General features: G+C 70.5%; 29 protein-coding genes and 2 pseudogenes. 18 read left to right on the top strand and 13 right to left on the bottom strand.

Annotation, left to right across the window (positions count from 1 at the left end):
• Positions 1 to 114: pseudogene (locus ABGB21_RS08240) on the top strand (IS630 family transposase); the annotation flags it as partial.
• A gap of 13 nt (positions 115 to 127) precedes the next feature.
• Here ABGB21_RS08240 and ABGB21_RS08235 read toward each other — a convergent pair.
• On the bottom strand, positions 128 to 331 hold the full coding sequence (locus ABGB21_RS08235; RefSeq protein WP_347655713.1) for a hypothetical protein: 204 nt from the start codon (positions 329 to 331) through the stop codon (positions 128 to 130).
• A 204-nt stretch (positions 332 to 535) separates the two neighbouring features.
• Between ABGB21_RS08235 and ABGB21_RS08230 the strand changes: the two genes are divergently transcribed.
• The 4 genes from ABGB21_RS08230 to ABGB21_RS08215 all read left to right on the top strand — a co-directional run bounded on the left by ABGB21_RS08230 (position 536) and on the right by ABGB21_RS08215 (position 2,495).
• Complete coding sequence (locus ABGB21_RS08230) at positions 536 to 1,105, top strand: hypothetical protein (protein WP_347655714.1); 570 nt, start codon at positions 536 to 538, stop codon at positions 1,103 to 1,105.
• Between the two features lie 184 nt (positions 1,106 to 1,289).
• The gene (locus ABGB21_RS08225) at positions 1,290 to 1,571 is read left to right on the top strand and encodes a DivIVA domain-containing protein (RefSeq protein WP_347677179.1); all 282 of its coding nucleotides are present in this window, start codon (positions 1,290 to 1,292) and stop codon (positions 1,569 to 1,571) included.
• Positions 1,568 to 2,269, top strand: coding sequence for a DUF5753 domain-containing protein (locus tag ABGB21_RS08220; RefSeq protein WP_347677157.1), 702 nt, complete (start codon positions 1,568 to 1,570; stop codon positions 2,267 to 2,269). Before ABGB21_RS08225 ends, ABGB21_RS08220 begins: the two co-directional genes overlap by 4 nt.
• On the top strand, positions 2,262 to 2,495 hold the full coding sequence (locus ABGB21_RS08215; RefSeq protein WP_347677155.1) for a DUF397 domain-containing protein: 234 nt from the start codon (positions 2,262 to 2,264) through the stop codon (positions 2,493 to 2,495). The genes ABGB21_RS08220 and ABGB21_RS08215 overlap by 8 nt, the downstream gene beginning before the upstream one ends.
• A 93-nt stretch (positions 2,496 to 2,588) precedes the next feature.
• On the opposite strand, the gene ABGB21_RS08210 is transcribed toward ABGB21_RS08215, so the two are convergent.
• Positions 2,589 to 4,724, bottom strand: coding sequence for a hypothetical protein (locus ABGB21_RS08210; RefSeq protein ID WP_347677153.1), 2,136 nt, complete (start codon positions 4,722 to 4,724; stop codon positions 2,589 to 2,591).
• Positions 4,725 to 4,921: 197 nt separating this feature from the next.
• On the opposite strand from ABGB21_RS08210, the gene ABGB21_RS08205 reads away from it, so the two are divergent.
• Positions 4,922 to 5,596, top strand: coding sequence for a cytidylate kinase family protein (locus tag ABGB21_RS08205; protein ID WP_347677151.1), 675 nt, complete (start codon positions 4,922 to 4,924; stop codon positions 5,594 to 5,596).
• Between the two features lie 525 nt (positions 5,597 to 6,121).
• Entirely contained in the window at positions 6,122 to 6,541 is a 420-nt protein-coding gene (locus ABGB21_RS08200) for a hypothetical protein (RefSeq protein ID WP_347677149.1), read from the top strand.
• 1 nt (position 6,542) lies between these two features.
• Here the strand turns inward: ABGB21_RS08200 and ABGB21_RS08195 are convergent, their stop codons facing one another.
• The 5 genes and pseudogenes from ABGB21_RS08195 to ABGB21_RS08175 all read right to left on the bottom strand — a co-directional run bounded on the left by ABGB21_RS08195 (position 6,543) and on the right by ABGB21_RS08175 (position 10,558).
• On the bottom strand, positions 6,543 to 7,280 hold the full coding sequence (locus ABGB21_RS08195; protein ID WP_347677147.1) for a hypothetical protein: 738 nt from the start codon (positions 7,278 to 7,280) through the stop codon (positions 6,543 to 6,545).
• A complete protein-coding gene (locus ABGB21_RS08190) occupies positions 7,277 to 8,077 on the bottom strand; it encodes a hypothetical protein (protein WP_347677145.1) in 801 nt (266 codons plus the stop codon). Before ABGB21_RS08190 ends, ABGB21_RS08195 begins: the two co-directional genes overlap by 4 nt.
• 86 nt (positions 8,078 to 8,163) lie before the next feature.
• Positions 8,164 to 8,784 (bottom strand): annotated as a pseudogene (locus ABGB21_RS08185) (ATP-binding cassette domain-containing protein); the annotation flags it as partial.
• Positions 8,785 to 8,843: 59 nt separating this feature from the next.
• Positions 8,844 to 9,497: a response regulator transcription factor gene (locus ABGB21_RS08180; RefSeq protein ID WP_347677143.1), complete on the bottom strand. Its 654-nt coding sequence runs from the start codon at positions 9,495 to 9,497 to the stop codon at positions 8,844 to 8,846.
• A 2-nt stretch (positions 9,498 to 9,499) separates the two neighbouring features.
• Positions 9,500 to 10,558 carry a sensor histidine kinase gene (locus ABGB21_RS08175; RefSeq protein ID WP_347677141.1) on the bottom strand — a complete coding sequence of 353 codons (1,059 nt, stop codon included), beginning with the start codon at positions 10,556 to 10,558 and terminating at the stop codon, positions 9,500 to 9,502.
• A gap of 180 nt (positions 10,559 to 10,738) precedes the next feature.
• Between ABGB21_RS08175 and ABGB21_RS08170 the strand changes: the two genes are divergently transcribed.
• The 3 genes from ABGB21_RS08170 to ABGB21_RS08160 all read left to right on the top strand — a co-directional run bounded on the left by ABGB21_RS08170 (position 10,739) and on the right by ABGB21_RS08160 (position 14,942).
• Positions 10,739 to 11,521 carry a hypothetical protein gene (locus ABGB21_RS08170; protein ID WP_347677139.1) on the top strand — a complete coding sequence of 261 codons (783 nt, stop codon included), beginning with the start codon at positions 10,739 to 10,741 and terminating at the stop codon, positions 11,519 to 11,521.
• Positions 11,522 to 11,706: 185 nt separating this feature from the next.
• Positions 11,707 to 14,217 (top strand): DUF262 domain-containing protein, encoded by a 2,511-nt coding sequence (locus tag ABGB21_RS08165; protein WP_347677136.1) that lies wholly within the window; start codon positions 11,707 to 11,709, stop codon positions 14,215 to 14,217.
• A 185-nt stretch (positions 14,218 to 14,402) separates the two neighbouring features.
• Positions 14,403 to 14,942 carry an ATP-binding protein gene (locus tag ABGB21_RS08160; protein WP_347677134.1) on the top strand — a complete coding sequence of 180 codons (540 nt, stop codon included), beginning with the start codon at positions 14,403 to 14,405 and terminating at the stop codon, positions 14,940 to 14,942.
• Between the two features lie 142 nt (positions 14,943 to 15,084).
• Here the strand turns inward: ABGB21_RS08160 and ABGB21_RS08155 are convergent, their stop codons facing one another.
• The gene (locus ABGB21_RS08155; RefSeq protein WP_347677132.1) at positions 15,085 to 15,987 is read right to left on the bottom strand and encodes a hypothetical protein; all 903 of its coding nucleotides are present in this window, start codon (positions 15,985 to 15,987) and stop codon (positions 15,085 to 15,087) included.
• Complete coding sequence (locus ABGB21_RS08150; protein WP_347655730.1) at positions 15,987 to 16,553, bottom strand: SigE family RNA polymerase sigma factor; 567 nt, start codon at positions 16,551 to 16,553, stop codon at positions 15,987 to 15,989. Before ABGB21_RS08150 ends, ABGB21_RS08155 begins: the two co-directional genes overlap by 1 nt.
• A gap of 273 nt (positions 16,554 to 16,826) precedes the next feature.
• On the opposite strand from ABGB21_RS08150, the gene ABGB21_RS08145 reads away from it, so the two are divergent.
• Positions 16,827 to 17,066 carry a hypothetical protein gene (locus ABGB21_RS08145; protein WP_347655731.1) on the top strand — a complete coding sequence of 80 codons (240 nt, stop codon included), beginning with the start codon at positions 16,827 to 16,829 and terminating at the stop codon, positions 17,064 to 17,066.
• Positions 17,067 to 17,110: 44 nt separating this feature from the next.
• Here ABGB21_RS08145 and ABGB21_RS08140 read toward each other — a convergent pair whose 3' ends face one another.
• Positions 17,111 to 17,515 (bottom strand): SRPBCC family protein, encoded by a 405-nt coding sequence (locus tag ABGB21_RS08140; RefSeq protein ID WP_347677130.1) that lies wholly within the window; start codon positions 17,513 to 17,515, stop codon positions 17,111 to 17,113.
• 164 nt (positions 17,516 to 17,679) lie between these two features.
• Here ABGB21_RS08140 and ABGB21_RS08135 point away from each other — a divergent pair, with 164 nt between their 5' ends.
• Together ABGB21_RS08135 and ABGB21_RS08130 are read left to right on the top strand one after the other, a co-directional pair.
• Entirely contained in the window at positions 17,680 to 18,156 is a 477-nt protein-coding gene (locus ABGB21_RS08135) for a hypothetical protein (RefSeq protein WP_347677128.1), read from the top strand.
• On the top strand, positions 18,153 to 18,506 hold the full coding sequence (locus ABGB21_RS08130; protein ID WP_347677126.1) for a hypothetical protein: 354 nt from the start codon (positions 18,153 to 18,155) through the stop codon (positions 18,504 to 18,506). The genes ABGB21_RS08135 and ABGB21_RS08130 overlap by 4 nt, the downstream gene beginning before the upstream one ends.
• A 49-nt stretch (positions 18,507 to 18,555) precedes the next feature.
• Here ABGB21_RS08130 and ABGB21_RS08125 read toward each other — a convergent pair whose 3' ends face one another.
• Both ABGB21_RS08125 and ABGB21_RS08120 read right to left on the bottom strand, forming a co-directional pair.
• Complete coding sequence (locus tag ABGB21_RS08125) at positions 18,556 to 19,422, bottom strand: hypothetical protein (protein WP_347655737.1); 867 nt, start codon at positions 19,420 to 19,422, stop codon at positions 18,556 to 18,558.
• 234 nt (positions 19,423 to 19,656) lie between these two features.
• On the bottom strand, positions 19,657 to 20,301 hold the full coding sequence (locus ABGB21_RS08120; protein ID WP_347655738.1) for a TetR family transcriptional regulator: 645 nt from the start codon (positions 20,299 to 20,301) through the stop codon (positions 19,657 to 19,659).
• A 232-nt stretch (positions 20,302 to 20,533) separates the two neighbouring features.
• Here ABGB21_RS08120 and ABGB21_RS08115 point away from each other — a divergent pair, with 232 nt between their 5' ends.
• Genes ABGB21_RS08115 through cpt form a run of 5 tightly spaced genes read left to right on the top strand, consistent with a single transcriptional unit; the run spans position 20,534 to position 25,581 of the window.
• Complete coding sequence (locus ABGB21_RS08115; RefSeq protein ID WP_347655739.1) at positions 20,534 to 21,475, top strand: sigma-70 family RNA polymerase sigma factor; 942 nt, start codon at positions 20,534 to 20,536, stop codon at positions 21,473 to 21,475.
• A 50-nt stretch (positions 21,476 to 21,525) separates the two neighbouring features.
• Positions 21,526 to 22,230 (top strand): CatB-related O-acetyltransferase, encoded by a 705-nt coding sequence (locus ABGB21_RS08110; RefSeq protein WP_347655740.1) that lies wholly within the window; start codon positions 21,526 to 21,528, stop codon positions 22,228 to 22,230.
• Between the two features lie 18 nt (positions 22,231 to 22,248).
• Complete coding sequence (locus ABGB21_RS08105; RefSeq protein WP_347655741.1) at positions 22,249 to 24,408, top strand: UvrD-helicase domain-containing protein; 2,160 nt, start codon at positions 22,249 to 22,251, stop codon at positions 24,406 to 24,408.
• A 56-nt stretch (positions 24,409 to 24,464) separates the two neighbouring features.
• A complete protein-coding gene (locus ABGB21_RS08100) occupies positions 24,465 to 25,091 on the top strand; it encodes a GNAT family N-acetyltransferase (RefSeq protein ID WP_347655742.1) in 627 nt (208 codons plus the stop codon).
• Positions 25,063 to 25,581 carry a chloramphenicol phosphotransferase CPT gene (cpt, locus tag ABGB21_RS08095; protein WP_347655791.1) on the top strand — a complete coding sequence of 173 codons (519 nt, stop codon included), beginning with the start codon at positions 25,063 to 25,065 and terminating at the stop codon, positions 25,579 to 25,581. Before ABGB21_RS08100 ends, cpt begins: the two co-directional genes overlap by 29 nt.
• 42 nt (positions 25,582 to 25,623) lie before the next feature.
• Here cpt and ABGB21_RS08090 read toward each other — a convergent pair whose 3' ends face one another.
• A complete protein-coding gene (locus tag ABGB21_RS08090) occupies positions 25,624 to 26,094 on the bottom strand; it encodes a hypothetical protein (protein WP_347655743.1) in 471 nt (156 codons plus the stop codon).
• Between the last annotated feature and the right edge of the window lie 35 nt (positions 26,095 to 26,129).

Raw genomic sequence — 26,129 nt, 5'->3', positions numbered from 1 at the left:
CGCGTGCACAACGACGACCCGAAACCATTCGTCTGGACCGCCACCGCCGAATCAATCCTGGCCAAGGTCCGACGTGGACGAGTCGCTCTCCAGCAAGCGGCAAGCCAAAACTGAGACAGAACACTAGTTACTCCTCGTCGTCGCCCTGGCCGGCAAGCTCCGGTCGGTACTTCGCGATCCACTTCTCGACGTCCGAGGCGCGCCACACCTTGCCCTGTTGCAGATCGGCAATCGGGGCCGGGAACGACCGGTGCGACGTGATCGCGTAGACGCGCTGCCGGCTGATTCCGCCCAGCCGCATCCGGATCTCGTGAGCACCCATGAGCCGCATGAACGCGACGGTAGGCGCACGTCAAGAGGCACGAGTCAACTTGTCGTACGTCAACATGCGGTGTGCTCTTGACGAGTACTGTTGTCATACGTCAAGGTACCTCGCATACGTTTGAGCAGCAAGTTGGGCTGGCAGATCGGCTCTCGGGTTGTCCGCCCCGGCACCACCAGCACCAGCAGCACACCCCCTACGAAGGAGTTCGGCGTGACAGTGTCGGAAGCGGCGACGACAGACGTACCGACGGATGTGGAAGGTGACCTGGCCACGGGTGTGGAGGGTGCGGCGTGGGCCGCAGAGCGGGTCTGTGGCGAGTTGCGTGAGGCGTACCTGACGGTCGCGGCGGCGGCCGTGCTGCTCGGCCGGGCCGGTGACGGGTCGATGCACCCGGAACTGCGCCTGGCCCGCCGCTGCGGTGAGGAGGCCCTCGACCTGGCCAGCCACGTCGAACAGTTGCTCGGCAGCGGGCTGGCCCGGCTACGGGACCAGATCGGCGGCGGTGACGTGACCAGCATCGGCCGGGTCGTCGCCTCGCTGGACGAGTCACGTACCCAGTTCGCCGAGGCCGCCGAACGCCTCGCCGGGCTCCCCGGCCGGCTCCGCGCCGCCGAACGGCAACTCCGGGACGACGAGGACCCGAGGCTGCGGATCGTCGGCGTCACCGAGGACTGGTCGCAGGCGGCCGACCACCTCGGCCTGCTCACCGACAACCTGACCGAGGCGGTCGCCGCGCTCGCCACGTACGCCGATCGGATCACCGGCGCAACCACCACCTGACCCAGACTCCCCCGACCGCCGGACCCCCTGCCGGTGGTCGGGGGCCCGAACTGGCCCGGGGCGGGTGCCGGGCCACCGGCCGCCGCCGCATCCGGAAACGGCGGCGGACGACCCCGCCCGCCTCGGCGCCGCCTGATCGCGAGAGGAACCGATGATGAGCGTGACCAGCAACAACAGTGCCCCGATGCTCTACCGCGTCGGGCAGCGGATCCGGTCCTACCAGGTCCGCGCCAAAACGTTCGGCCGCCGGTGGCGGGGCCTCGACCCCGACGAGGTGTACGCCTACCTCCGGCAGGTCGCCGACGAACTCGACCGGGTACTGCGCTCCGAGTCGATCGCCCGCGCCGAAGCCGAACGCATCCGCCAAGGCCTGCGCCAGTGGCAGTCCCGACACACCCCGTGCTACCGCGCCGAGCAGGAACGACGCGCCGCCGCGACCCGTACCCCGAATCGCGGCCCCTGGTGACCAGCCCGCCCCGACCCGACGTGACGCCCCGGCCAGCCGGCTGGTGGTACGCCTACCGCGACGCCATCCCCGACTGGTTCCAGCCGTACCTCCTACTGGAAGCCGCCGCGCACCAGCTCCGCGAACACGCCGACCTGCTCGTCCCCGGCCTGCTCCAAACCCCGGACTACGCGTACGCCGTCTTCCAGACCCGCCTCGCCACCAGCGGCACCGAACGCGACCACCTGGTCGAGGTACGCCTGCACCGCCAACACCTGCTCCGACGACACCTGCCCCCACCACCCCGACTCGACGTGATCCTCTCCGAAGCGGTACTGCTCCGCGTCGTCGGCAGCCGTGCCACCATGGCCGGCCAACTCCGCCGACTGCACGAGGTCTCCGAGCTGCCACACGCCTCGATCCGAGTCGTCCCACTCGCCGCCGGCGCCCACCACGGCACGGTCGCCGGAGCGTTCAACCTGCTCGACTTCCCACCCGGCGACGGGCCGCCCGACGTTTCCTCGCCCGACGACGGGAGCACCGCCGAGCCGTCGTCGGTCGTCTACCGGGAGTTCCTCACCGGGGCGCTCTATCTCGACGAGGTCACCGAGGTCGACGCGTACCGGCGGATCTGGACCAGCCTCGACACCCTCGCCCTCGACGAACAACAGTCCCGACACCTCATCGACAAGGTCCGCAAGGAGGTCCACCATGGCTGAACCGACCAACGAATCCGCTGGCGTCCGGTGGCGAAAGAGCAGCCGCAGCGGCGACAACGGCGGCAACTGCGTCGAAGTCGCCGCACCCGTACCCGTTCCGCCCTGCCGGGCCGGGATCCGGGCCAGCGTCGGAGTCCGAGACAGCAAGGACCCGACCGGCCCGGTCCTCCGCTTCTCCCCCACCGCCTGGACCAGGTTCCTCCACCACACCCCCGGACGCCGCTGAGCGGGCCCACCGCCGACAACAGTGACGACGAAGGCGGGCCGGCTGCGCCATGACGGCCACGCCCGACCCGCCGCCTGCACGTCAGCTCCGTCGTCACCGATCGTGGTCACCGTCCGTGCTCACGTAGGAGAACAGCCCGCGCATCGGCTGCGGGTACACCTGGTCCTGTTTGACGAGCCGGTCGCGGAGCAGGCTGTGTCGGAACTGGTAGACGCCGCCCGCCTGACGTAGTACGCCTCGCCGGTGGGCGTCGGCAAGAAACGCCATGATCGGCCAGGGTAGTTCGTTCCGAATGCACCACCACAGCCGCGCGTGCTGGAAGCCGCCACTTGAGGTTCTCCCAAGCCCAAGCGCGAGCCCGCCCAACAGCCCAACCCCGATCCCGCCCACGAGCACGGCGGTGAGCACGGCCCCGAGACCGACCGCGAACCCGACCACAAGCCCGATCACGAGTCCACCCATGAGCGCGGCCGCCAGCGCGTTTGCCAGCGTTCGGCGCCGGTCGTTGTACAGGAGTGCGAGCGGGTCGGAGGCGGTGATGTCGCCGTCACCGTGGTCGAAAAAGGTCGTGAATTCCTTGACCAGCCCGACAATGGATCCCACGGTGGAACCGACCACGACCCCACCCACAAACCCGACCGCCCACCCGCCCACAGGTACGCCTCTGAGCCAGACCGTGAAGGCGCCCAGAAGCCCGACCGCGATCCCGACCGCAATCCCGAACGCGAGCCCGGACCCGATGCGACGGGTCAGGGGCCGGCTCGACCGCCGCCAACGTATACCCCGTTCAGACGGGGACGTGTGCCCGCCCGAGAGCCCGCCCATGAGCCCGAACGCGAGCCCGCCCCCGACGCCGGCTGCGAGTCCGAACGCCAGTCCGACCACGAGCCCGACCGCAATCCCGATCGTGAGCCCGATCCCGAGTCGGATATGGCGGGGCAGGGCGTGGACGAGTTCCCACCAGGCGAGGTCCTGGGTGTTGAGGCGGTGCATGTGGGTGGCGAGGTTGCGGAGGTACCGGTCGGCATCCGCGCGGTGCCAGGTGTGACCAATGGGATTCGGTTCGGGCGGGTCGGGGTAGACGGCGGGGATGAGGCGATCCAAGAGGTAGGTATGGACGGTTTCGGCGTCGGTCAGATCGATGAGTCTGCCGGGTTGGTTGTCGGGCTGGTCGGGATCGGTGTGGGTGATCCGGGCGAGGTCGATCCACAGGGGTGCGTTGAGTGCGGCCGCCAGCCGGCCGCCGTGCTCTGTGGTGTCGCGGTCCAACGCTGCTTCCCAGTCGCCCGGCCGGCTGGTCGTTCGGCGCAGGTAGTCCCGCACGACGTCAGCGGGAATGGCGGTGAGTTCCAGAACTGCGGCGGCGGCCATCGTGGTGCCGGGCAGTCTGGTGAGGGTGTCGAGGTATTCCGTGGTGCGGCTGGTCAGCACAAGTGGCTGGTCCGGGTCGAACGTGTTGCCGATGGCTTGGATGGCGCGTGCCCGGCGCGGGGCCGGCATCTCGTCGAGGCCGTCGAGCAGCGGAAAGAGCTTGCCGGTCGGGATGGATCTGCGGTAGCCGTAGTCGGTGGCGAGCCGGCTGGTGACCCATTGTTCGAGGGTCTGCTCGTCGGGGTTCCAGGTGGGCAGGCGTAGCAGCACCGGCACCCGGTCCTCCGGGGTGCGTGCCTGGAGGAGTCGCAGGGCCTCGCGCAGCAGCAGTGAGGTCTTGCCCGCGCCGGGTTCGCCGAGGATGACGATCCGGCCACGCAGCCGCCTGTCCGTCAGGACCTGGTGCAGGGCGTCGGGGTGACGCAGGTCAAGACAACCGTCAAGGTCCAGCGGGGTCGGGACACCGTCAACGCGGATGTTGCTCCAGTGATCGGCGACTGGCGGGCCGACGGTGGTCCAGGCGACGGGCAGGGGATGCGGATTGGCGAGCCGGCGACGACTCAGTTCCGGACGCCACACGTGCTCCACCGCCGCTGCGAGTCCGTCCCACGCCGCCGGATCCGCCTGCCCGTCAGGGGTGTCGGCAGGGCCGCCCGCAGAGCGCAGCGCCTGGACCGTCAGAACGAGCCCGAGGAGGCCGGACGTCCCCCCGATGACGCTGAAGACCTTGTCGAGCCCCTCCAGCACATCGTTGTCATGGAAGAGCCGGGCCAGCCCGATCACCACGCCACCCAGGACGAGAAGTCCGGCACCCCACACAAGGTGCCGCACTCGGCCGCCGACCCGTTCACCACCCACCACCGCATCGTACTTATCGTGATCGAATTATCACGCCAGGGTCATCCGTCCCGATATCCGCGCGCGGACGTGCAGAAAGCCGGCTGATGCCGAAAGCGGGCGACTTCGCTTGCTCGGGGTTGGGAGGTGCGAAAGGCCTGGCGCGGCATAGGGTCGGCCCGGCACGGTGACCTTCGTGAGACCAGGACGGGCGAGACATGGACCGAGGCACTCGCGGCGAGCTGCTCGGCCGGGTGGCTGAGGCGGTCGGATCCGTCACGGTCGCACACCCGACCCGGGTTGCCGTCGACGGACCGCCCGCCGCCGGCAAGACCACCCTCGCCGACGAGCTGGCCGTCGTCCTGCGTGCACAGGGCCGCGACGTCATCCGCGCGACCATCGACGACTTCCTCTTCCCCCGGGCACAGCGCTATCCGCGCGGTGAGTACTCGGCCGAAGGCTGCTACTTCGACACCCACGACCACCAGGCGCTGAACCGGGTGCTGCTCGATCCGCTCGGGCCGGGCGGAAATCGACGCTTCCAACCCACGGTGTACGACCACAGCACCGACACCCTGCTGTCCCCGCCGGTCGCGACTGCCCCGGCCGACGCCGTGCTGGTCTTCGACGGCGTCTTCCTCCTGCGCCCGGAACTGATCGACCGGTGGGACCTGCGCGTCTTCGTGTCGACGTCGCTCGAGAAGACCGTGGACCGTGCCATGATCCGGGAGCGCCGGGTGTCCTCTCAGGCCAACATCGAGCGGCGCTGGCGCGAGCGTTACATCCCCGCCCAACAGTTCTACTTCGCCACGGTCCACCCGACCCGGTACGCCGACATCGTCGTGCACAACGACAAGCCCCAGCTACCGGTCTGGGAGTTCCGGACACCCTGACCGCACGGCAGCTCAGGAAGTCGACCGACGGCGACGGGTTCGAGGACTCACGGTCGGTGGTGAGGGCGTTGCCGATCGCGGGCAGACGTCTACTTTCGGGTGACGCGCGCGACCCCGCACCCACCCCAGGCTGGTGTGGTCGCGAACCGTCGACTCCAGCGGGTCCCCGACGAGCGCTGGCCGATCCGCAGCGCCGGGAGGAACTTCGAGTGAGTACACGACCACGTCGACGGCGACGCTGGGCCTGGCTGGCGGCCGGCCTGGGCGCCCTGGTGCTGGCGGTGGGTACGACGCTGGTACTGGCGTACCCGTCGGTTGCCGCGACGACCTGCCCCCGGTGTTACGGGCTCGTGCCGGTGCAGGACGGACTCTATGCCGAACCCGACCTGTCGGACGCCGACCGGCAGCGGCTCGTCGAGATGCATCGCGACGCCGTCGCGCGGGTCGACGCCTTCTACCAGGGGCGCCGGAGCCAGCCGACAGTGCTCGCCTGCCTCACCCGCGACTGTTACCGGCGGATCGGTGGTGGCGGCGAGCGGGGGGGTCGCGGTACGCAACCAGGCGGTGATGCTCTCGCCCCGGGGCGTCGACCCGGTGATCGCCGCGCACGAGCTCTCGCACGTCGAGTTCCATGTGCGCCTCGACGCCCCGCGTGACCAGATTCCCCAGTGGTTCGACGAGGGACTTGCCGTCCTGGTCTCGAACGACGAGCGCTACCTGTTGCCGCCGACCGCCCCGGACCGCTGCCGCGACGCCTCACCGGAGCCACTGCCCCGGACACTGACCGCATGGCTCTCCGCTGCCAGCGCGGACGAGCAGGTGTACGCCAGAGCCGCCTGCCGGGTGTACCGGTGGGTCGACGCACACGGTGGCCCACCGGCCGTGCTCGACCTCGTCGACCGGCTCAACCGCGGCGAGCCCTTCGCCACACTCGTCCAGGACTGAGTCAGGTGTCGCGGCGCACGGTCAGGGCCCAGGCGACGCCGACGAACAGCAGCGCCCAGCCGGTGAGCACAAGCAGCCCGGCACCCCGTCCCAGGGCGGTGGCCGGGTCGGCGGCCCGGCCGAGGAAGCTGAGCGTCGCCTCGTGCGGGAGAAACCTGACGACCTGCGGGAACAGTCCGGCAAGCGTTGTCGACACCAGCACCGGCAGGGTGAACAGGACGGCCAGCGGTGTGACGAAGCCCCGGGCGAGGAACGCGGAACCGAAACCGACCAGGCTCAACAGCAGGTAGGCGGTCAGCAGCGCGAGCAGGTCCGTGACGGGGCGGCCCGTCGCGGTACGGCCCGGGGCGAACCCGCCCGCGACGGCGTGCTGGACGAGCAGCCCGGGAAGCACGGCGGGGATCGCGGCGACGAGGGCGACCACGGCGGTCGCGGCCAGCTTCGCGCCGAACCATCGGGTACGGTCCGGCACGGCGGCCAGGCTGACCCGGAGCTGACCGCCGTGGTACTCGGTGCCGGCCGCGACCGCCGCGATCGCGACGAACACGTAGACCGGGGCGAGCATCAGCGTGCCGACCTGGCCCACGGCCACCTCGCCGTCCGGGGAGGCGATCCGGACGGAATCGGTGCCGGCGACGATGCCGAGCAGCGTGTTCGCGACCGCCGTGAGCGCCAGTGCGATCCAACTGACCGGCAACGTACGGATCTTGGTCAGTTCCGCGCTCAGCGGGGCCCTCACCGCACGTCCCTGCGGTGCAGCAGCAGCCCGGCGGCCGTGACGGTGAGCAGCGGCCACAGCAGCAACACCACCAGGGCGTGCACCGGGCCGGCGCTGAGCCGGGAGTCCTCGGGGTTGAGCAGCAGGTTACGCCCGGCACTGAGCGGAAACAGCGCATCCAGCGCGGGCAGGTGCAGGGCGAGCACCTGGGTCATCGTCACCGCGATGAGCGCCACCGAGGCGACGACGCCGATCAGCGTGCTGCGCGCGACGAGCGTGAGGGCGTACCCCACCAGGGCCCACAGCACGGCGAAGGTCAGGAACCGTGCCTGCCCGAGCAGCGCCTCGCCGCTGACCACGACTCCCGGATCCCAGTCCCTGACGGTGGCCCACATGAAGGCGGTGCTGACACCCGCGATCACCAGCGACACGAACAGCAGGTACGCGGCGACCGCGACGGTCTTCGCGGTGACCAGTACGCCCCGGCGGGGAACCGCCAACACCGACCACCCGAGCTGCCGGGTCCGGAACTCCTGTCCCGCCAGCACCGCCGCCAGACCGGGCAGGAACAGGCCCATCTGGAACGACGACGAGACCAGGAAGTCGACGATCGCCCGGTGCGCCGGGCGTGACTCGCCGACGAACAGCTCGATCAGGCCGTCCGGGGTGATGTCGGCGACCGCCGTACCGGTCCGCCCCAGGTTCGCGACGGAGATCAGCAGGTGCAGGGCGAGGATGCCGCCGGTGACGATCCAGGTGACGCGCAGCGTGAAGATTTTGGTGAGTTCCGCGCGGACGGCGGCGGCCACGGCAGTCACCGTCCCGGACCCTGGTCGGCGGTGAGCGCGAAGAAGGCCCTCTCCAGCGACCCGTGCCCGGCGGTGATCTCGTCGAGTGGGCCGCGCGCGGCGATGCGCCCCCGGGCGATCACGACCACCTCGTCGGCGGTGTCGGCCATCTCGGTCATCAGGTGGCTGGACAGCAGCACCGTACGACCTTGGGCCGCCTGGTCGCGCAGGAACGTCCGCACCCAGCGGATCCCGTCGGGGTCCAGGCCGTTGACCGGCTCGTCGAGCACGAGGATCTCCGGATCACCGAGCAGCGCCGCGGCCAGCCCGAGACGCTGGCCCATACCCAGCGAGTACTTCTTCACCCGTTGCCTGGCGACCCCGGCGAGCCCGACCAGGTCGAGCACCTCGGTCACCCGCCGCCGGGGAATCCGGTTGGACTGGGCGATCCAGGTCAGATGGTCGACGGCCCGCCGCTCGGGCACCGGCCCGGCGCCGTCCAGCATCGCCCCCACCGTGTGCAGCGGGTGACGCAACCTCCGGTACGGCCTGCCGTCGACGAGCGCGGTCCCGGCGTCGGCCCGGTCCAGGCCCAACAAGATGCGCAGGGTGGTGGACTTGCCGGCGCCGTTCGGGCCCAGGAACCCGGTCACCCGGCCGGGCCGGACGGTGAAACTGACGTCGTCCACGGCGACCCTGGACCCGTAACGTTTGCTGAGCTGGGCTACTTCGATCACCCGCCCAGAATCGCGGCCCCGGCCGGCACCTCGCGTCCCCCGGAAGTAGACAACGAGGTTCAGCGCTGATCGTGCAACAGGCCCGCCTCGTAGGCCAGCACGGCCAGGTGGGTGCGGTCGCGCACGTCCAACTTCGCGAAGGTGCGGCGCAGATAGGTACGGACCGTCTCCAGGCTCAGGAACAACTCGTCGGCGATCTGCTGGTTCGAGTAGCCGCGCGCGACGTACCGGATGACCTGCACTTCCCGCTCGGAGAGCAACTGCCCGGCGAAGTGGTGCCGGCGCTGGGGCCGGCGCTGCGCGAACGTGTGCAGCATCCGCGCGGTGACCTCCGGCGCGAGCATGGCGTGCCCGTCGTGTACGGCCCGGACCGCTCGCAGCACCTCCTGCGGGGAGGCGTTCTTGAGCAGGAATCCCGAGGCGCCCAGCACCAGCGCCTCGTGCACGTAGTCGTCCAGGTGAAACGTGGTCAGCATGATCACCCGGGTGTCGGTGGCCGGCAGGATCCGCCGCGCCGCCTCCAGCCCGTCCACGCCGGGCATCTGCACGTCCAGCAGCACCACGTCCGGCTTCAGCGCGAGACACAGCCGGGCGGCCTCCGCACCGTCGGCGGCCTCCCCGGCGGTGCGGAACCCCTCGGTACGGTCGAACAGCTTGCGGTAGACCCCGCGGAAGCGCGCGTCGTCGTCGGCGAGCAGGACCGAGATTCCCACCGTCAGACCTTCCGCATCGGTAACCGCGCCTCGACCTCGAAGCCGCCCTCCGGGGTGCCGCCCCACGCCACCGTACCGCCGAGGGCCGCGACGCGTTCCCGCATGCCGCGCAGGCCGTACCCGGTACCGCCGGAGGCCGGCGCCGGCCCGGGTGCGCCGCTGTCTCGTACCCGTACGGCGATCTCCTTCCCGGTCTCCCACAGCTCGACGGTGCAGCGGGCCCGCGGAGCATGCCGCACCACGTTGGTCAGCGCCTCCTGCGCGATCCGCACCACCGCCACGCCGATGTCGGCGTCGACCGGGCCGTGCGGTTCCAGTCGGGCGTCCACGGAGACTCCGGCAGCACGGGTGGTGGCGATGATCGCCGGCAGCCCGTCCAGTGTCGGTCCGGGATCCCGCAGGGTACGCACCAGGCGTTGCGTTTCCTCAAGAGCGCCTCGGGCCTGCGACTCGATGTCGGCGAGCGTCTCGCGCAGTTCGGCCTCGCCCGCGTCCGGCAGTGCCCGGACCACACCGGCCTCGGCGGCGATCACCCCGAGGGTGTGCCCCACGACGTCGTGCACCTCACGGGCCAGGTCCACCTGTAGCCGCGCCCTCTCCGCCGCCCGCTCGGAGAGCATCCGCCGGCCCACGGCGGTGCCGACCAGCCACGCCAGGCACAACGCGGCCGTGGCCACGGCCACCCGCGCGCCGAGGCCGGGCGAGACTCCGATGACCAGGACGAATCCGGCGAGCATGCCGACCAGCGTGGTCACCAGCGTCCGGACGTACGGACCGCGTTCCACCGCCACCAGGTACAGACACCAGGCGGTGGCCAACATCGGATCCTGACAGACGTCGAGGGCCGCACCCACCAGGGTCGTGGCCGCGACCGCCGCGGTCGCCGCGACCGGCGCCCGGCTGTTGAGCACAAGCGCGGCACCGGTCAGGGCGGCCAGCACGATCCCGGCACAGATCCGGGCCCAGCCACCGGCCGTGATGGTGGACGGCATCCACAGCACGGCGACCACCAGGACCGCGACCAGGAGGTTTCTGCGCAGCAGCACCGTCACCCCGCTCATCTTGCCAGCGCACATGCCTGCTCGAAGCGCCATGATCGGGTGCGTGCACCGACATCGCCCGGGGCGCCGGCGACCCGCCCGGTGCTGTGGTTCGCGGGCAACGGTGAGAGCCGAAAATCTCCGTCGGATTCGAGCCCTGTTCGGATAGCATCCGCGTGATTCTCTGCGGGAAGGAAGACCGTGCAGACAGGTGTTCGTAGGTCAGCGGCGTCGGGCCTCGTCCTCGTCACCGCGATGAGCCTCTCGGTCGCTGGCTGCGGCATCAGCGGGACGCCTCTCGGCAGAGCAGCCCCGCCCAGTGCGACCTCCACGCCGGACGCCAGCCAGTTCAGCCCGGTGGAGAAGTTGGTGGACGCGGCTGCGAAAACGAACCAGGGACTCATCACCGTCGTCATGCGGGTCCCCGGGATCAGGACCGAAGCCAGAATGGATCCCGATGGCAGGAAAGCCCGGACGAACATCTTCTTGGAGGATGTGGCGGGCGACCTCTTCGAGGTCGAAGTGATCCAGATCGGCGCTGATCTGTACCTGCGGCTGCCCGACGTACCCGGTCAGACCAGCTGGATGCACGGCGGTGCCGCAGACTTTCCACCGGACAGCCCGCTTCGCGCGCTGCGCGAGAGCGACCACAGTCGCGCCGCCGACCTCGCCAACTGCGTCGTCAGCGCGGACCGGAAGGGCGGGCACGACTTCACCGGCCTGCTGGACCTCACCCGTTCGCGCAACGTCCCCCAGAAGCTGCTCACCGAACTCGGCCCGAAGGCCAAGGCGGTTCCGTTCCGGGCGCGCACGAGCCGCGACGGTAGCCTGCACGAATTCACCGTCGAGCTGCCGAGCGTGCTGCCAGGGTACGACGAGATCAGGTACACCTACAGCAGGATGGACACGTTCGACGTCGAGCGTCCCGACGCCTCCCAGGTCACCGAGCTGACCGACTCCCTCACCGACCGCTTCGAGGTGTGACCAGCCGCCGCGACGCTCCCCGCGTCGCGGTGCTCCACGTTGCCGTACCGCCGATCCTGCGTCCGTGGCGTCGACCGGACATCGACCGTTCGGCGACGTTTCCGGCCCGACGTAGGTTGTCCCGTCGTACGTCGGATTGATTGTCTTGCCCCCGTTGCGCGGTACGGGTGGAGACGGGAGCAGGCATGGTCGCGGCGCAGGAGACAACACTGCGGGAGTTGTTGGAGGGCGCGAAGCAGTACCAGGTGCCGTTGTACCAACGGACCTACTCGTGGGGGTCTGACCAGCTCAGGCGGCTGTGGGAGGACGTCGTCAAGCTGGCGGAGGACCGGGTCGAGGACCGGAGCGCCACGCACTTCATCGGCTCGGTCGTGCTGGCGCCGAGCCCGTCGATCGGCCCGGCCGGTGTCTCGGAGTTTCTGGTGGTGGACGGCCAGCAGCGGCTGACCACCCTCTCCATCCTGCTTTGCGCCATCCGCGACCACCGCGCCCAGCACGAGGGTCCCGAGCACCGCGAACGGATCACCGAACAGTTCCTGATCAACAAGTGGCGGTCGGAGCGGCAGCGGCCGAAACTGCTACCCACCCAAGCCGACCGGGCGGCGTACCTGGCCTGTCTGGACTCGACTCCGCAGGCCGGCGGGAGCGATCCGGTCGGTGCGGCGTACCGGTTCTTCGGTGACCAGCTCGCCGCGTACGACGCCCCCGACGATCCGCTGGACATCGAGCGTATCGAGGACGCGGTCATCTCCGGGCTGGCACTGGTCTCGGTGACCGCCCAGGCCGGCGACAACGTCTATCGGATCTTCGAGTCGCTGAACAACACCGGGTTGCAGCTCAAGCAGGCGGACCTGCTGCGCAACTACCTTTTCATGCGGCTGCCGACCCGGGGTGAGGCCGTCTACGAGTCGCTGTGGCTGCCGCTGCAGAGCCGGCTCACCCGCGAGGAGCTGGAGCTGCTCTTCTGGCTCGACCTGGTGCAGGCCAACCCCCGGGTCAAGCAGTCGGACATCTACTCGGCCCAGCAGGTGCGGCTGCACCGCATGCGCACGGAGGAGGAGATCGAGGCCGAGGTACGCCGGTTCGGCCGTCTCGGCCTGCTGCTCCGGGTCATCCTGCACCCCGAGGACGAGGCCGACCCGGAGGTCCGGCACCGTCTCGCCCGACTCAGTGCCTGGGGCACCACCACCGTCTATCCGCTTCTGCTGCACCTCCTCGACCGCCGGGACCAGCAGAGCGCGACCTCCGCGCAGATCGCCTCGGCGATGCTCCACGTCGAGAGCTTTTTCGTCCGGCGGCTGGTCATCGGCCGGGCCACCGCGAACATCAACCGGATCCTGCTCTCGATCGTCACCGAGATGAGCCGTGACCTGCCGGTCGACGAGGCGGTCCGGGCGTACCTCTCGACCGGTCGCAAGTACTACGCCACCGACGCCAGCGTCCGCGCCGCGGTCCGGACCATGCCGTACTACCTCAACGGCCGCCCCCACCAGCGCAAACTTGTCCTGCAGTGGCTGGAGGAGTCGTACGGCGGCAAGGAGCCGGTGAAGCCCGACAGGTTGACCATCGAGCACGTGCTGCCGCAGACGCCCACCCCGGAGTGGCGGCAGCTGCTGAGCGAGGATCTCGATCCCGACGAGAACTTCGCCGAAGCGCACGAAGGGTTGCTCCACACGCTCGGAAACCTCACCCTCACCGGCTACAACTCCGAGTTGAGCAACAGCTCGTTCACTGTGAAGCGGGCAATGCTGGCGAAGAGTGGACTCGCCCTCAACCGGGAGATCGCCGACCGGGAGCGTTGGGGACGCCCGGAGATCCAACACCGGGCCGACGCGCTCGCCGAACGCATCATCACCAACTGGCCCGGACCCACCTCCGCAGCGGCGGACACCCGGTCGGAGGTGCCCTGGGACATCATGAACCGGGCGCTCGCCGAGCTGCCCGCCGGCTCCTGGACGACGTACGGGGACGTCGCCGCCCTCATCGGCAGCCATCCGGTCCCGGTCGGGGCACGGATCGCCAACCACTCCACCCCGAACGCGCACCGGGTGCTCCAGGTCGAGGGCACCGTCTCGCCCGGCTTCCGCTGGCCGGACCCGGGCCGTAAAGACGACCCGCGCGACCTGCTGAAGGCGGAGGGGGTGCAGTTCGACAGGTACGACCGGGCCAACCCGGCGCAGCGGATCGTCACCGAGGAGCTGGCCCAGCTGATCGGGATGACGCCGGAGGATCTGCCCCGCCCCCACGTCGACCGGGACGTCCGGTTCACCGAACAGCTGACAGAACTGCTGAGCCCGGAGGTCGCCGAGGCCACGGCGCAGGTGTTGGCGGCGTGGGCGGACCTCGGCGGCGTCTTCGGCTTCGGCACCGGTGGGGAAACCTCCTGCTTCCTGCTGGCCCGGGACAAGGGCCACCGGCTCGGCAACATCTGGCCGGCGACGATCTATCCCAGCGGCAAGTTCGAGATCGTGTTCCAGCACCTCAGCATCCGTACGCCGTTCGACGACATCAGGCTGCGGGAGGAGTTCCGGCAGCGGCTGAACACGGTGCCGGGCGTGGAGATCGCCGCCGCGAAGCTCGCGCTCCGGCCCGGCTTCCCGCTCACGGTGCTCGTCGACCCCGGAGCCCGCAAGGCGCTCATCGAGCAGCTCCGGTGGTTCTACGAGCAGGCCCAGGCGGACGATTCCGACCTCTGATCACCGGCTGTGCCGGAGAGTCACCTTCGGGACTCTCCGGCGCCCGGAGCTGCGTGCTACGGAACGCTGCCTGCTGCTATCTCGGGGTGCCCGGGGACTGGCCGGGCGGCCTGGGAGGCCCAGCGGTTGACCACGAACAGCTGTCCGAGGTGCTCGACCTGGCCCGGCATCTGCGGTAGCCAGGGATGATGCGGCAACCGACACTGTTCCTGACCGTGGGACTTCCGTGTACCGGGAAGACCACCGCCGCCCGGCGCATCGAGGTCGAGCAGAGAGCCCTTCGTCTCACGAAGGACGAGTGGGTGAAGGCTCTCTACGGGCACGAGAATCCGCCGTCGGCTCAGGACGTGATCGAAGGACGACTCATCGAGATCGGGCTACGCGCCCTCGAACTCGGCAACAACGTCGTGATCGACTACGGACTGTGGAGTCGAGACGAACGCTCCTCCCTACGGCAGGCAGCAGCAGACCTCGGCGCAGCGGTGCAGATGCGCTATTTCGAGGTGACCCGGGCCGAGCAGCGTAGACGCCTGGACCAGCGCCAAGCCGAGGCGCCACACACGACGTGGCCGATGTCCGACGAGGAACTGGCTGAGTGGGCGACCACCATCGACATCCCCACGCCAGGCGAACTCGACGGCAGCGAGCCGATCGACGACCCGCCGGCGGGATTCGCGACCTGGGACGAATGGCGTACCCACCGCTGGCCGCCGTCGGTTTCCTGACGCCTGCTCCTCGCGACGCCGCCACGACCACTCGTCTGGCTTGGGGCATGGGTCGGCGCGTGAGCGACAGGATGCGTCGGAGCCCCGGGAGCCGCCTCTGCGGCTGGCCCGGGGCTCCGCCTCTCGGAACGGCTGCCCGCTGCTATCTCGGGGCGTCGTCCGGGGACGGGCAGGTCGCCGTCGGGGTGGTGGGTGAGCTGGTCGGATCGGCCGGCCCGGCGGACCCGTCTCTCGGGTTCTGCACGCTGCCGCCGACGCCCAGGCCGCCGGTGACGGTGTGCTGTGGCTGCCCGACGGCGTCGTACGCGGTGAGTGTCACCTGTTCCGGGCCCTCGTAGAACCCCGAGACCGTGTGCCGCTCCGGCGGCAGCGGAGTGGCCCGGCGCTGGGCCCAGAAGAGGGTCCAGCCGGTGGCGGCGTTCCGGGAGGTCTCGGCGTCTGTCGCGGCTCCCTCGGAGGCGACCGTGATGCGGTGCGCCGTCCTGGTGTAGAGCCCGACGTCGAGGACGGTGTTCGGCCCGAGTTCGAGTTGGCTGCTGAGGAACTGACGGGGCGGATCGTCGGCCCGCTTCCCTGCCAGGTCCCCGCTAGGGTCGCGCACCTCCAGCGTCGTGTCCCACACCTCGACCGTGCCGGCCTGCTGATCGCGGAAGGCCACTGCGAAGCCGGGCTCGTCGATGGTCCAGGTGAGGCCGATGAGGACGTCGTATCGGAGGTTCCTGCTCGGTACGTCGAGAACGGCACCGGTTTCGACCAACGTCCCGAGGGCGTCCATCTCGCTGGTCGGACCGTCCGGAGGGCTCGGGCAGAGGGACGTACCCGACGACGGCGGCCCGGCGACGTCGAAGCCCGGGGTCGCGGCGTTGACCAGCCTGACCGTGGAGACGGTACCGGCCGCGACGGCGATCACGGCGGCGGCGGCCACGGTCCGACGCCAGGTCCGGATCCGGTGGGCGCGGCGCCGGACCAGGTCCGGTGAGATGTGTACGGCCACGTCCGTGGTTTCGGCGTTGAGGGCGTGACGCAAATCGTGGATGTCTCGCATCAGGACTCCCTGGGTCGGGTCGGGGCTCCCACCCGCGACGGCAGATCGGTTGACCTCGACGGCTCGACGAGGTCAGGCTCGACGAGGTCAGGAGAGACGCGCAGCTTGGCGAGCGCGCGGGCATTGGTGCTCTTCACCGTGCCGCGCGTGACGCCCAGCTCGACGGCGGTGTCCTGCTCGGTGAGGTCGAGGAAGTAGCGCAGCACCACCACGGCCCGTTCCCGGCGGGTGAGCTGGCGCAGCGCACGCATCACGCTGTCCTGCTGCGCGAACCGGCCGCCGTGGTCCACACCGTCGGTCACGTCCGGCACGACGGCGCTGAGTGTTTCGCGTTGGCGTCGCAGCCCACGCCACCAGTCGGTGTGCAGGTTGACCATGGTTCGGCGGGCGTACCCGAAGCCGTCTCCGGGTCGTATTCGGTGCCAGGCCAGGTAGACCCGGGCGAGCACCTCGGCGACCAGATCCTCCGCCTGGGCCCGGTTGCCGCCGGTCAGCAGGTATCCGACCCGGTACAGTCGATGGGAGCAGGCGCGGACGAAGTCGTCAAAACTTTCCGGTTCCGGCATTGGCCACCTTTCGTTCGTGTCTGCAGGACGTACGAGTCGGATGCGCGGAAAGGTTGCGCCGGCCGCTCGGCAAGCTCTGTTCGGCAGCGGCCTGCCCCGGCGGCAGCGGTTCGTCGTTTGGACAACGTGCCTGAGAGTCACCGTGGTGACTCTCAGGCACATCGCGAACTGTGGGTGGCGCCTCGGCCCGGCTGGTCCGTACACGTTCGGGCTGCCCGCCCACCGCACGCTGGCCGGACTGGAGGACCGGCGTGCCGGGCGTAGTCTCGGCTCATGGATGCCGTCCTGCCGGTCCTGGTGCTCGCCGTCACGCTGGCCGCGATCCTGGCCGGGCTCAGCTGGCTGGGCCTGCGGGTACGACGCCGGGGCGCGGGCGGCGACGTGATGGGACCGTTCGAGGAGATCTGGCATCCGGCGGCCCACCGGTACCGTGCCGAGGTCCGGGTGCACGAGCAACGTATGCTGCCGACGCCGTCAGCCGCCGACCCGGATCGTCAGCGGGAATCAGCCTGAGAATGCCGAGAGTGGCGTGTCGGGACAGGCAGCGCGCCATGCTCTCAGGTGCCGGTGCTCTCCAGGACCTTCTTCAGCAGGGCGAGGTCGCCGCTGACCAGCGCGGTGTCCCGCTCGAATTCCGCGTCGGTCATCCCGGGGGTACGGCGCAGTGTGAAGACCACCTCGCAGCCGTCGCCGTCGGCGATGGCGCGTAGTGGCACGTACACCGTCGCACCGGAGGGCGTCAGCACCTCATGGTCGAGCACGCCGTACCGGTTGTCCGGGGCGAACATCACGCGGGCCCGCCCCTCGGGCGTCTCGACGAACCACTTGTCGTCGACTTTCACCACCAAGCTGCCCAGCCCTGGCGCCCACCGGGGCAGGTTCGCCGGGTCGGAGGCGAACGAGTACACCTCCGCCACCGGCCGGTCGATGTACACGCTGAGGTGGCGGGATTCCGGTCGCATCGACAGATGGTGTCACGGGTGCGCCCGTCCGGGTGTACTGCCGCCAGCACCGCTGCCACGACCCCCGTTCGCGGAGTGATCGCCGGGCGCTGCCGGCCCTCCTCGTCAATCCTGATCAAGGAACGGTGCTGGTAGAAACGAATATCCACGGTAGTGTGGATGTCATGGTTGCGGTCCATGACGAGGTGCCGTTCAGCGAGTTCCTGCACCGTCCCGGTGCGGCCGCAGAGCGGCTGAACGTCGTACGCGCGCTGCGGCTCCGCCGCCGCGACGCCGACGATCTGGCCCTGATTCGGGCCGACCAGATGGAACGCGAAGCTGTTGTCGTCGATTTCACCGCCCGCCTGCTGGCCGGCCTGGTCCGCACCGGCTCCCTGGACGCGGTACGCCGAGTTCTGGTCGACGCGCTTCCCTGGGTCACCTTTCTCCCGGAAACGGACGTCGATCAGCTCCTCTCCGAACTTGTGGCGGTAACCCAGGGGGCCGCATCGTTGGACAACCTGACCCCGATCGCGGTGCTGCTGGCCCAGTGGCGGCACACCGCCGAGGTGTACAGCGACCCCACCCTGCTGGAGATCCTCAGCCGTGAGCCCGAGGGCGACTTCGGTGCCGTGCCGCCGCCCGCGGATGAGGAGCGATGAGTCCGAAGCGTGGCGACCGGGCGGCACCGCCGCCGATCGGCGCGGAATACGACCTCAGGTTCGCCAACTCCTCGGCAGCCGTCGGCTGGGAGGAACTGGCCCGTCAGGCCGCCGCCAACCTCCGGCGGGCGTACGACGCCATCCGGACCAACCCGAAGGCGAAAGCAGCGCCGGAGCGCCACCACCGCCTCAAGGGCTCGCTCGCCAGCGGCGCGTGGAAGGGCCAGCACCTTGAACGCTGGCAGTACGAGGTCACCGGCGGCGGACGGATCTGGTATCTGGTCGACGACAACGCCCGGACCGTCTGGATCACCTACGCGGGCGTTGGTCACCCCAAGGAAACTGACTGACACCCCGCCCAGGTGGGCGTGATCCGCTCCGGCTTTCGGATGCGGCGCGTCAGGCGGTGGCGGAGGCGGACGGGGTGCCGTCTCCGCCGCTGGCCTCGGTCTCCTGGGGCTCGCCTGCCGCGGCGGCGAAGGCACGCGACGCGCGGATGATCGTCAAAGCGTCGGGCCGGATCCGGGCGATGTCGAACAGAAAGCCCGGTAGCTGCCGGGCCAGTGTCGGATACTCGCTGTCGCCAACGAGTCCAAGCCGACGTTCGAGGTCTCCGCCCGAGAGCAACTCCCAGGCCAGATAGCTGCGGTACGCCGCCTTGAACGTGTGCGGCGGGTTCCAGACCGCTTCCGCCAGCGGTCGGATACGACCGATCCCCGCCCACGGGACCGGTGCCGACGATTCGGAACGGGTCAGATGTACGCCGTCCGGCCCGAGCAGCGCCAACGGCTCCCGGGACCGCACGTACCCCGCCACCGCGGCAACGGCCATCACGATCCCGAGCAAGAGAAAGACCCAGGGTCCGAACCCGGGCAACGGAAAATCCTGGCCGCGCGCGAAGTTCCAGAAACACGCTGCGGAGACGAACGGCCGCCAGACCCACGAGAGCAGCGGCCTACGAAGGTGGATCGCCACCGGCGTCGGCGGAGGGGTGACGCGTTCCTCATCGGCCAACCACCCGAGGTTGGCGGCTTCCACCCTGGCCGGTGACCGGCTCAGCCGGCGGGCGGCCACGAACAGCAGTGCCAGAGATAACAGCAGGACAACGACCGGCACCATCCACTCGACCGCGCCGCCGGCTGCGGCAACCGGACCGGACCCGCCGGCCGCGCCAGCGGCGACCACCAACGCGATGAAGCAACCGTGGAGCAGGGCCACACGCGTCAGACGCGCACGCCCCGCCCAGGCCACCGCCGCGCCTGCCACCGCCGGATCCGGGTACCCTTCGCCGCGTCCCGCCCGCCGCCGGACCTCGGCCCGCACGTCCGCCGGCAGTTGGCGCCACCGACGATCGCCCGTCGCCCGCATGACCACACCACCCCGTTGTCGTCTGTCGGCAACTCCCAGAGCTTGCCGGGCGGCCTCGCCGTTCCGAAACCGCCGAACGCCGGCACATCTCTGGCTGGTCGACCGCTTCGGGAGTTGACGGCCGCGACCCGGCTATCCGGCCGGCCGGGTCGCGTAATCCGCGAGTGACGCCCCGAGGACCTCGAAGGCGACCCGGGCCTCGCGGGTGATGGCCTCGGCGATCGAGTTGTTGTCGTCGCCGGCGAGGGTACGGCGCATCGTCTCCTCGAAGAGCAGCCGGTGAACGCCGGCCAGCAGGGTGGCGGCGACCCGGGGCATGAGGTCGCCGTCCGGGGCGCCGGTCTCCTCGGCCAGGGTCGCGGCGAGGACTCTCTCCCGCTCGTCGTGGAACTCCCGTAGGCGGGCCACCAGCGCCGGACTGTCGATGATCATGCGGGCGAACTCGGGGCCGGAGAACCCGACGACCGGATCGTGCCCGGCCACGGCGGCGAGGTACGCCCGGCGCAGGGCGGCGAGCGCCGACTCGCCCGGTTCACGTTCGCGGACGGCGGCGGCCAACTGCTGCACGAACACCTCGCGCATGTCCAGGGCCAGGTCTTCCTTGCGCGGGAAGTAGTTGGTGACGGTCATCTTGGCGACCTGGGCGGCGGCGGCCACGTCGGCGATCGTCACGTTGTCGAAGCCCCGTTCGAGGAACAGCCGGGTGGCCTGGTTGGAGATGTTCTCCCTGGTCAGCTGCTTCTTCAGGGCTCTGAGGCCGGTGCTCTGCACGGTCATTCCGCCACTATACATGGGTCGGGCCTAAGTTTTTTCTTGACATGCTTCTAGGCTCGACCTAAGTTTGTACCCGTGCTGGTGAGCGGCCGGCACGGAAGGAGCAGCCCCGCATGGCGATCAACCCAGGCAATCGCACCGCCGCCCGCCAACGCGGCATGGGACAGGCCCGACGTCCCTGACCGCCCGCCGCGACCACCGCACCGCCCAGCGTCAACCCGGAAGGACACCGCGCTTGCCCGTCACCACCCGCACCACGCCCGCCGGTCCCACCACCGACGCGGTGGCCGACTATCTCAGGGCGATCGGCCGCACCCCGCTGCTCGCCGCCGAGCAGGAGGTGCGCCTGGGCGCCCGCATCGAGGCCGGCGCCCTGGCCCAGCGGCGGCTGGACGAGGACGGCGACCAGCTCGACCCCGCCGAGCGCGCCGAACTGCGGCGGCGCGCGGCGGACGGCCGACGCGCCAGACAACAGATGGTCGAGGCCAACCTCCGGTTGGTCGTCTCGATCGCCAAGCGGTACGCCGTCGCCGGCGGACTACCCCTGCTCGACCTGATCCAGGAGGGCACCATCGGGATGATGCGCGCCGTGGAGAAGTTCGACCACCGGCGCGGGCTGAAGTTCTCCACCTACGCCACCTGGTGGATCAAGCAGGCGATCGGCCGCGCCCTGGCTGACCAGAGCCGCACCATCCGACTCCCCGTCCACCTGGTGGAGGTACTCAACCGGGTCATCCGCACCCGCCGTACGCTGGCACAACAGCTCGACCGGGAGCCCACTCCCGCCGAGATCGCGGCCCACCTCGACCTACCGCCGGAGAAGGTGGAACAGCTGCTGCGACACAACCGCGAACCGGTCTCGCTGCACACTCCGGTCGGCACCGACGGCGAGGCCGAGTTGCGCGACCTCATCCCGGACGACGCACCCGACCCGGCCATCACGGTCGCGACCCGCTGGCGGCGTCGGTACCTCGACAATGTGCTGGGCACCCTCACCGAGCGGGAGGCCGCCGTGATCCGCCAGCGGTACGGCCTGGACGACGACCATCCCCGCACCCTGGACGAGATCGGCCGGAGACACGGGCTGACCCGGGAACGCATCCGCCAGATCGAGAGCGCGGCGATGCGGAAATTGCGCCACCCCACCCGCGCCCGGGTACTGGCGGACCTGGCGTAACCCGCCACCCCCATTCAAAAGCACCGACCATCTCACCGCGAGGAGATACCGTGACCCCCGACCCCACGATCCTGCACCCGCTGCCCGCCCACGACCGCGTGGTGTTCCTCAAACCGTTGGTCACCTCGCCGAAGATCGTGGTGGGCGAGTACACCTACTACGACGACCCGGACGACCCGACAGCGTTCGAGCACCGCAACGTGCTCTACGGTTACGGGCCGGAGCGGCTGGTCATCGGCAGGTACTGCGCGATCGCCGCCGGCACCCGGTTCCTGATGGCCGGCGCCGAGCACCCCACGATCGGCGTCTCCACGTTCCCGTTCACCATGTTCGGCGGCGTCTGGACCGACCGGACGCTGGACATCGTCACCGGCCTGCCGAGCCGGGGCGACACCGTGCTCGGCAACGACGTGTGGTGCGGCTACCAGGCCACCATCATGCCGGGCGTACAGATCGGCGACGGCGCCATCATCGCCGCCGGTGCGGTGGTCACCACCGACGTACCGCCGTACACCATCGTCGGCGGCAACCCCGCCCGCCCGATCCGGCAACGGTTCGACGACCACGACGTCGAGCTGCTGCTCCGCGCCGCCTGGTGGGACTGGCCCGTCGACCTCGTCACCGAGCACGCCCGCACCATCATGGCCGGCACCCCGGCGCAGATCGCCCAGATCGCCGCCGAGCACCTCCCTCGGCCGCCGGAGCGTCATTCCGCGGATGCGGCGGGTAGGGTGTGGCAGGCCGCGATCGACTGACCACTCTGGAGGTCCGCCGTGCCGCACCTCGCCCTCGCCAACAGTTTCTGGGAGAGCTGGGAGCTGCTCGAAAAACCGGTCCGGGCCGGCGTACGCAAGGCGATGGCGAAGTTCCAGCAGCTCAGCATCGCCGAACTGCACGCCGACAAGGGCCTGCACCTGGAGTCGGTGAACAACGCCCGCGACCCCCGGATGCGGACCATCCGGGTCAGCGACTTCTGGCGCGGCGTGGTCCTCGCCCCCGACGACGGCAGCGACACGTTCCTGCTGCTCAACGTCGTCCCGCACGACGAGGCGTACGGCTGGGCGGCGAAACGCCTCTACACCGTCAACAGCGCCACCCGGGCGCTGGAGGTCCGCAACGTCGTCGCCCTCGAACAGCTCACCCCGGCGCTGGAGAAGGCCGCGAAGACGGCACCGAGCCTGCTCTTCGCCACCCACTCCGACAAGACGCTGCGCCAGCTCGGCATCGACGACCAGGTGCTCCGCGCGGTCCGGACGATCATCGACAAGCCGCAACTGGAAGCGTTCGGCACCCTGCTGCCCGAGGACCAGTTCGAGGTCCTGCAGTACCTCGCCGAAGGCAACACCCCGGACGAGGTGTACCGGGACATCGTCGCCGAACGCCGTCCCGCCGACGCCGACGAACGCGATCCGAGCAGCGACAGCCTGGCGATCGCGATCGCCAACACCAGCAACCGGATCACCCTGGTCAGCAGCGCCGACGACCTCGCCGACATCCTGGAGAAGCCGTTCGCCGCCTGGCGGGTCTTCCTGCACCCGTCCCAGCGCCGGGTCGCCTACCGGGCGACGTACACCGGGCCGGTGCAGGTGACCGGCGGGCCCGGCACCGGCAAGACGGTGGTGGCGCTGCACCGGGTCAAACACCTGCTCGCCCGCTCCCCCGACCGTCGGGTGCTGCTCACCACCTACACCAACGCGCTCGCCCACACCCTGCGGGAGAACCTGGCGCTGCTGCTCGACAACGACCCGAAACGGCTCGACCGGGTCGAGGTGACCACCGTCAACGCGTACGCGGTGCGGGCCGTCCGGGACCTGGCCGGGCGGGTGCCGGCACTGCTCGGCGACGTCGACGAACGGCAACTCTGGCGTCGGGTCCGAAACCGGCTCGACCTGCCCTGGACCGAACAGTTCCTGGCCCAGGAATACCGGCACGTCATCCTCGCCCAGCAGGTCGAGGACCTGGCCGCGTACCAGAAGGTGGTCCGACGCGGCCGGGGCAACACCCTCGGCGCCCGTCAGCGGGAACGGCTCTGGCAGGCGGTCGAGACGTTCCGGTCCGAACTGCGGGCCACCGGCGCCAGCACCCACCTGCAGCTCTGCGCCGACGCGGCCCGGCTGCTCGCCGACGCCGCCCCGGCGACGGCGCACCGGTTCGACCACGTCGTCGTCGACGAGGCACAGGACCTGCACCCGGCGCAGTGGCGGGTGCTGCGCGCCGCCGTACCCGCCGGCCCCGACGACCTCTTCGTCACCGGCGACCCGCACCAGCGGATCTACGACTCCCGGGTCTCCCTCGCCGCGCTCGGCGTCCCCACCGCCGGCCGCAGCTTCCGGCTCCGGATCAACTACCGGAGTACGGAGGAGATCCTCACCTGGTCCACGCGGTTGCTCGACCACACCCGGGTCGAGGAACTCGGCGGCGACGGCACCGACAGCCTGGCCGGCTACCGGTCCCTGCTGCGCGGCCGGCAGCCGCACGTCGGCGGCCAACCCAGCGAGCAGGCCGAGGTCGCGGCCCTGGTCACCCAGGTCCGCCAATGGCTGGACCAGGGGGTACGCCCCAGCGAGATCGCCGTCTGCACCCGGTTCAACCTGCTGCTGGAGAAGGTCCGGGAGGCGCTCGCCGACGCCGACATCCCCGCCGTCCGGGTACGCGACCAACCGGCCGCCGACGTCGACGGGGTACGCCTGGCGACCATGCACGCGATGAAGGGGCTGGAGTTCCGCTGCGTCGCCGTGCTCGGGGTGACCGCCAGCGCCGTACCGTTCGGCAAGGAGGTCACCCCGGCCGACGTGGACCCGATCCAGCACGGCAGCGACCTGCTCCGGGAGCGCTGCGTGCTCTTCGTCGCCTGCACCCGGGCCCGGGAGGCGCTGCACCTGTCCTGGAGCGGTACGCCGAGCCCGTTCCTGCCAGTAACGGCCACGGGCTGAGCCTGCCGACCGTTCCAGGACCCCGGGCTGCCGCGCCGACCCCTAGGATCGGGACGATGCGGAAGATGGGGCTGACGATTCGCCCGGCGACCGTGGCGGACGTGCCCTCGTTGGTGCGGTTGCGCCTCGCCAACGCCGAGGCGCACCTCGCCCTCGACCCGGAGATCTACCGCGTTCCGCAGCAGGCGGCGGTGCTGCGCCACTTCACCTCCGTGCTGGCCGACGCAGCGGGGCGGGACGCCGTTCTGGTCGCCGAGGCTGCCGACGGCCACGTGGTCGGGATGGTCGAGGTGTTACGGCACTCCGACCCGCCGGACCACCAGATCCTGCGTCCCGAGCCCTCGGCGCAGGTGCACACGGTGGTGCTGCCCGAGGCCCGGGGACTCGGGGTCGGATCGGCGTTGCTGGCGGCGGCCCAACAGTGGGCGACCGACCAGGGCATCACGTACCTGTCGGCCGGCATCCACCACCGCAACGACGACGCGGTGCGCTTCTACCGTCGGCACGGCTTCACCGACGCCGGCCTATCCCTGGGCAGGCGTCTGGACCAGGGCCCGCGACGCGTCCCGGCACAGCGCCGCGCCCTTCTGCCAACAACCCGCGTTTCCGCAGGTCCGGCGGCTTTACCCTGGGCTGGTGGCGGTCCAGGTGGTTATGTTGAACGGCGGCTCGAGCGCGGGTAAGTCGGGAATCGCCCGCTGCCTGCAGGCGATCCTGCCCGACCCCTGGCTCGTGGTCGGCACCGACACCCTGGTCCTCGAGGTGATCCCGGCGTCGATGCGGACACGCCCCGAGGGGGTGACGATGGACCCGGAGGCTGGGGTGCAGGTCGGGCCGGAGTTCCTGGCCGCCGAGACGGCGTGGATGGCGGGCATCGCTGCGATGGCCCGGGCCGGCGCCCGGATCATCACCGACGGCCTCTTCCTGGCCGGGGCGGCGGACCAGCAGCGGTGGCGGCAGGCCCTCGCCGGCCTCGACGTGCTGTGGGTCGGGGTCCGGTGCGATCTGGAGGTCGCCGTGGGCCGCGAGATCGCCCGTGGCGACCGGTACCACGGGATGGCCGCGACCGAGGCGGAAACGGTCCACCAGGGCGTCGTCTACGACCTGACGGTGGACACCACGAACAGCGAGGCCATGGCCTGTGCGCGGACCATCGCCGCCCGACTCGACTGATCCGGCCGGCAGCGGTCGGGCGGTCGCCGACCGGTCAGGGCGTCAGGCGCCCCGGGCCGGCGCGCCGAGCTGGCGGGTGGCCAGCGGCACCCGTACCGGCTGGCGGTCGTTGAACCGGAAACGGACAAGTTCGGCGGCGGTCACCTCGGCTGTGCCCAGGGACCGGTGGCGCCGGGCCGCCACCCACTCGACCACCGCCGCCGGGTCGGCGATCGGTCCGGCGAAGTGCACAAGCGTGGCGTACCAGATGTTGCGGTGGAAGTCAGCCTCGAACCAGGCGTCGTCGCCCAGTTCGACGCCGAGCCGGGCCGCGAACCGGTCCGCCGCCGAGTCGACCGGGTACGCGCAGGCCATCACCCCGGACGGGGTGAGGGTCAGGCCGCGCAGCGCCAACCCGATCGGCGGCAGAGCACGGGTCACCCGTTCCAGGGCGGCGGTGGATCGGGCGACCAGCGGGTCGTCGGCCGGCAGCGTCGACCTGTGCGCCTCGATCGCCCGTACGGTGAAGTGCACCGCCTCCGGGGCTCCGGTCGGCTGCTTCCACCGAC

The sequence above is a fragment of the Plantactinospora sp. B24E8 genome (genome assembly GCF_039871735.1).
In the GTDB taxonomy this organism is placed as follows: Bacteria; Actinomycetota; Actinomycetes; order Mycobacteriales; family Micromonosporaceae; genus Plantactinospora.
This window is presented reverse-complemented; position numbering and strand designations above follow the sequence as displayed.

Bases quoted from the DNA above. Each gene is read 5' to 3' on its own strand.
- ABGB21_RS08235 (WP_347655713.1), bottom strand. From the start codon at position 331: ATGCGGCTCATGGGTGCTCACGAGATCCGGATGCGGCTGGGCGGAATC.
- ABGB21_RS08225 (WP_347677179.1), top strand. From the start codon at position 1,290: ATGCTCTACCGCGTCGGGCAGCGGATCCGGTCCTACCAGGTCCGCGCC.
- ABGB21_RS08215 (WP_347677155.1), top strand. From the start codon at position 2,262: ATGGCTGAACCGACCAACGAATCCGCTGGCGTCCGGTGGCGAAAGAGC.
- ABGB21_RS08205 (WP_347677151.1), top strand. From the start codon at position 4,922: ATGGACCGAGGCACTCGCGGCGAGCTGCTCGGCCGGGTGGCTGAGGCG.
- ABGB21_RS08175 (WP_347677141.1), bottom strand. From the start codon at position 10,558: ATGAGCGGGGTGACGGTGCTGCTGCGCAGAAACCTCCTGGTCGCGGTC.
- ABGB21_RS08165 (WP_347677136.1), top strand. From the start codon at position 11,707: ATGGTCGCGGCGCAGGAGACAACACTGCGGGAGTTGTTGGAGGGCGCG.
- ABGB21_RS08160 (WP_347677134.1), top strand. From the start codon at position 14,403: ATGATGCGGCAACCGACACTGTTCCTGACCGTGGGACTTCCGTGTACC.
- ABGB21_RS08155 (WP_347677132.1), bottom strand. From the start codon at position 15,987: ATGCGAGACATCCACGATTTGCGTCACGCCCTCAACGCCGAAACCACG.
- ABGB21_RS08150 (WP_347655730.1), bottom strand. From the start codon at position 16,553: ATGCCGGAACCGGAAAGTTTTGACGACTTCGTCCGCGCCTGCTCCCAT.
- ABGB21_RS08145 (WP_347655731.1), top strand. From the start codon at position 16,827: ATGGATGCCGTCCTGCCGGTCCTGGTGCTCGCCGTCACGCTGGCCGCG.
- ABGB21_RS08140 (WP_347677130.1), bottom strand. From the start codon at position 17,515: ATGCGACCGGAATCCCGCCACCTCAGCGTGTACATCGACCGGCCGGTG.
- ABGB21_RS08135 (WP_347677128.1), top strand. From the start codon at position 17,680: ATGGTTGCGGTCCATGACGAGGTGCCGTTCAGCGAGTTCCTGCACCGT.
- ABGB21_RS08130 (WP_347677126.1), top strand. From the start codon at position 18,153: ATGAGTCCGAAGCGTGGCGACCGGGCGGCACCGCCGCCGATCGGCGCG.
- ABGB21_RS08120 (WP_347655738.1), bottom strand. From the start codon at position 20,301: ATGACCGTGCAGAGCACCGGCCTCAGAGCCCTGAAGAAGCAGCTGACC.
- ABGB21_RS08100 (WP_347655742.1), top strand. From the start codon at position 24,465: ATGCGGAAGATGGGGCTGACGATTCGCCCGGCGACCGTGGCGGACGTG.
- cpt (WP_347655791.1), top strand. From the start codon at position 25,063: ATGTTGAACGGCGGCTCGAGCGCGGGTAAGTCGGGAATCGCCCGCTGC.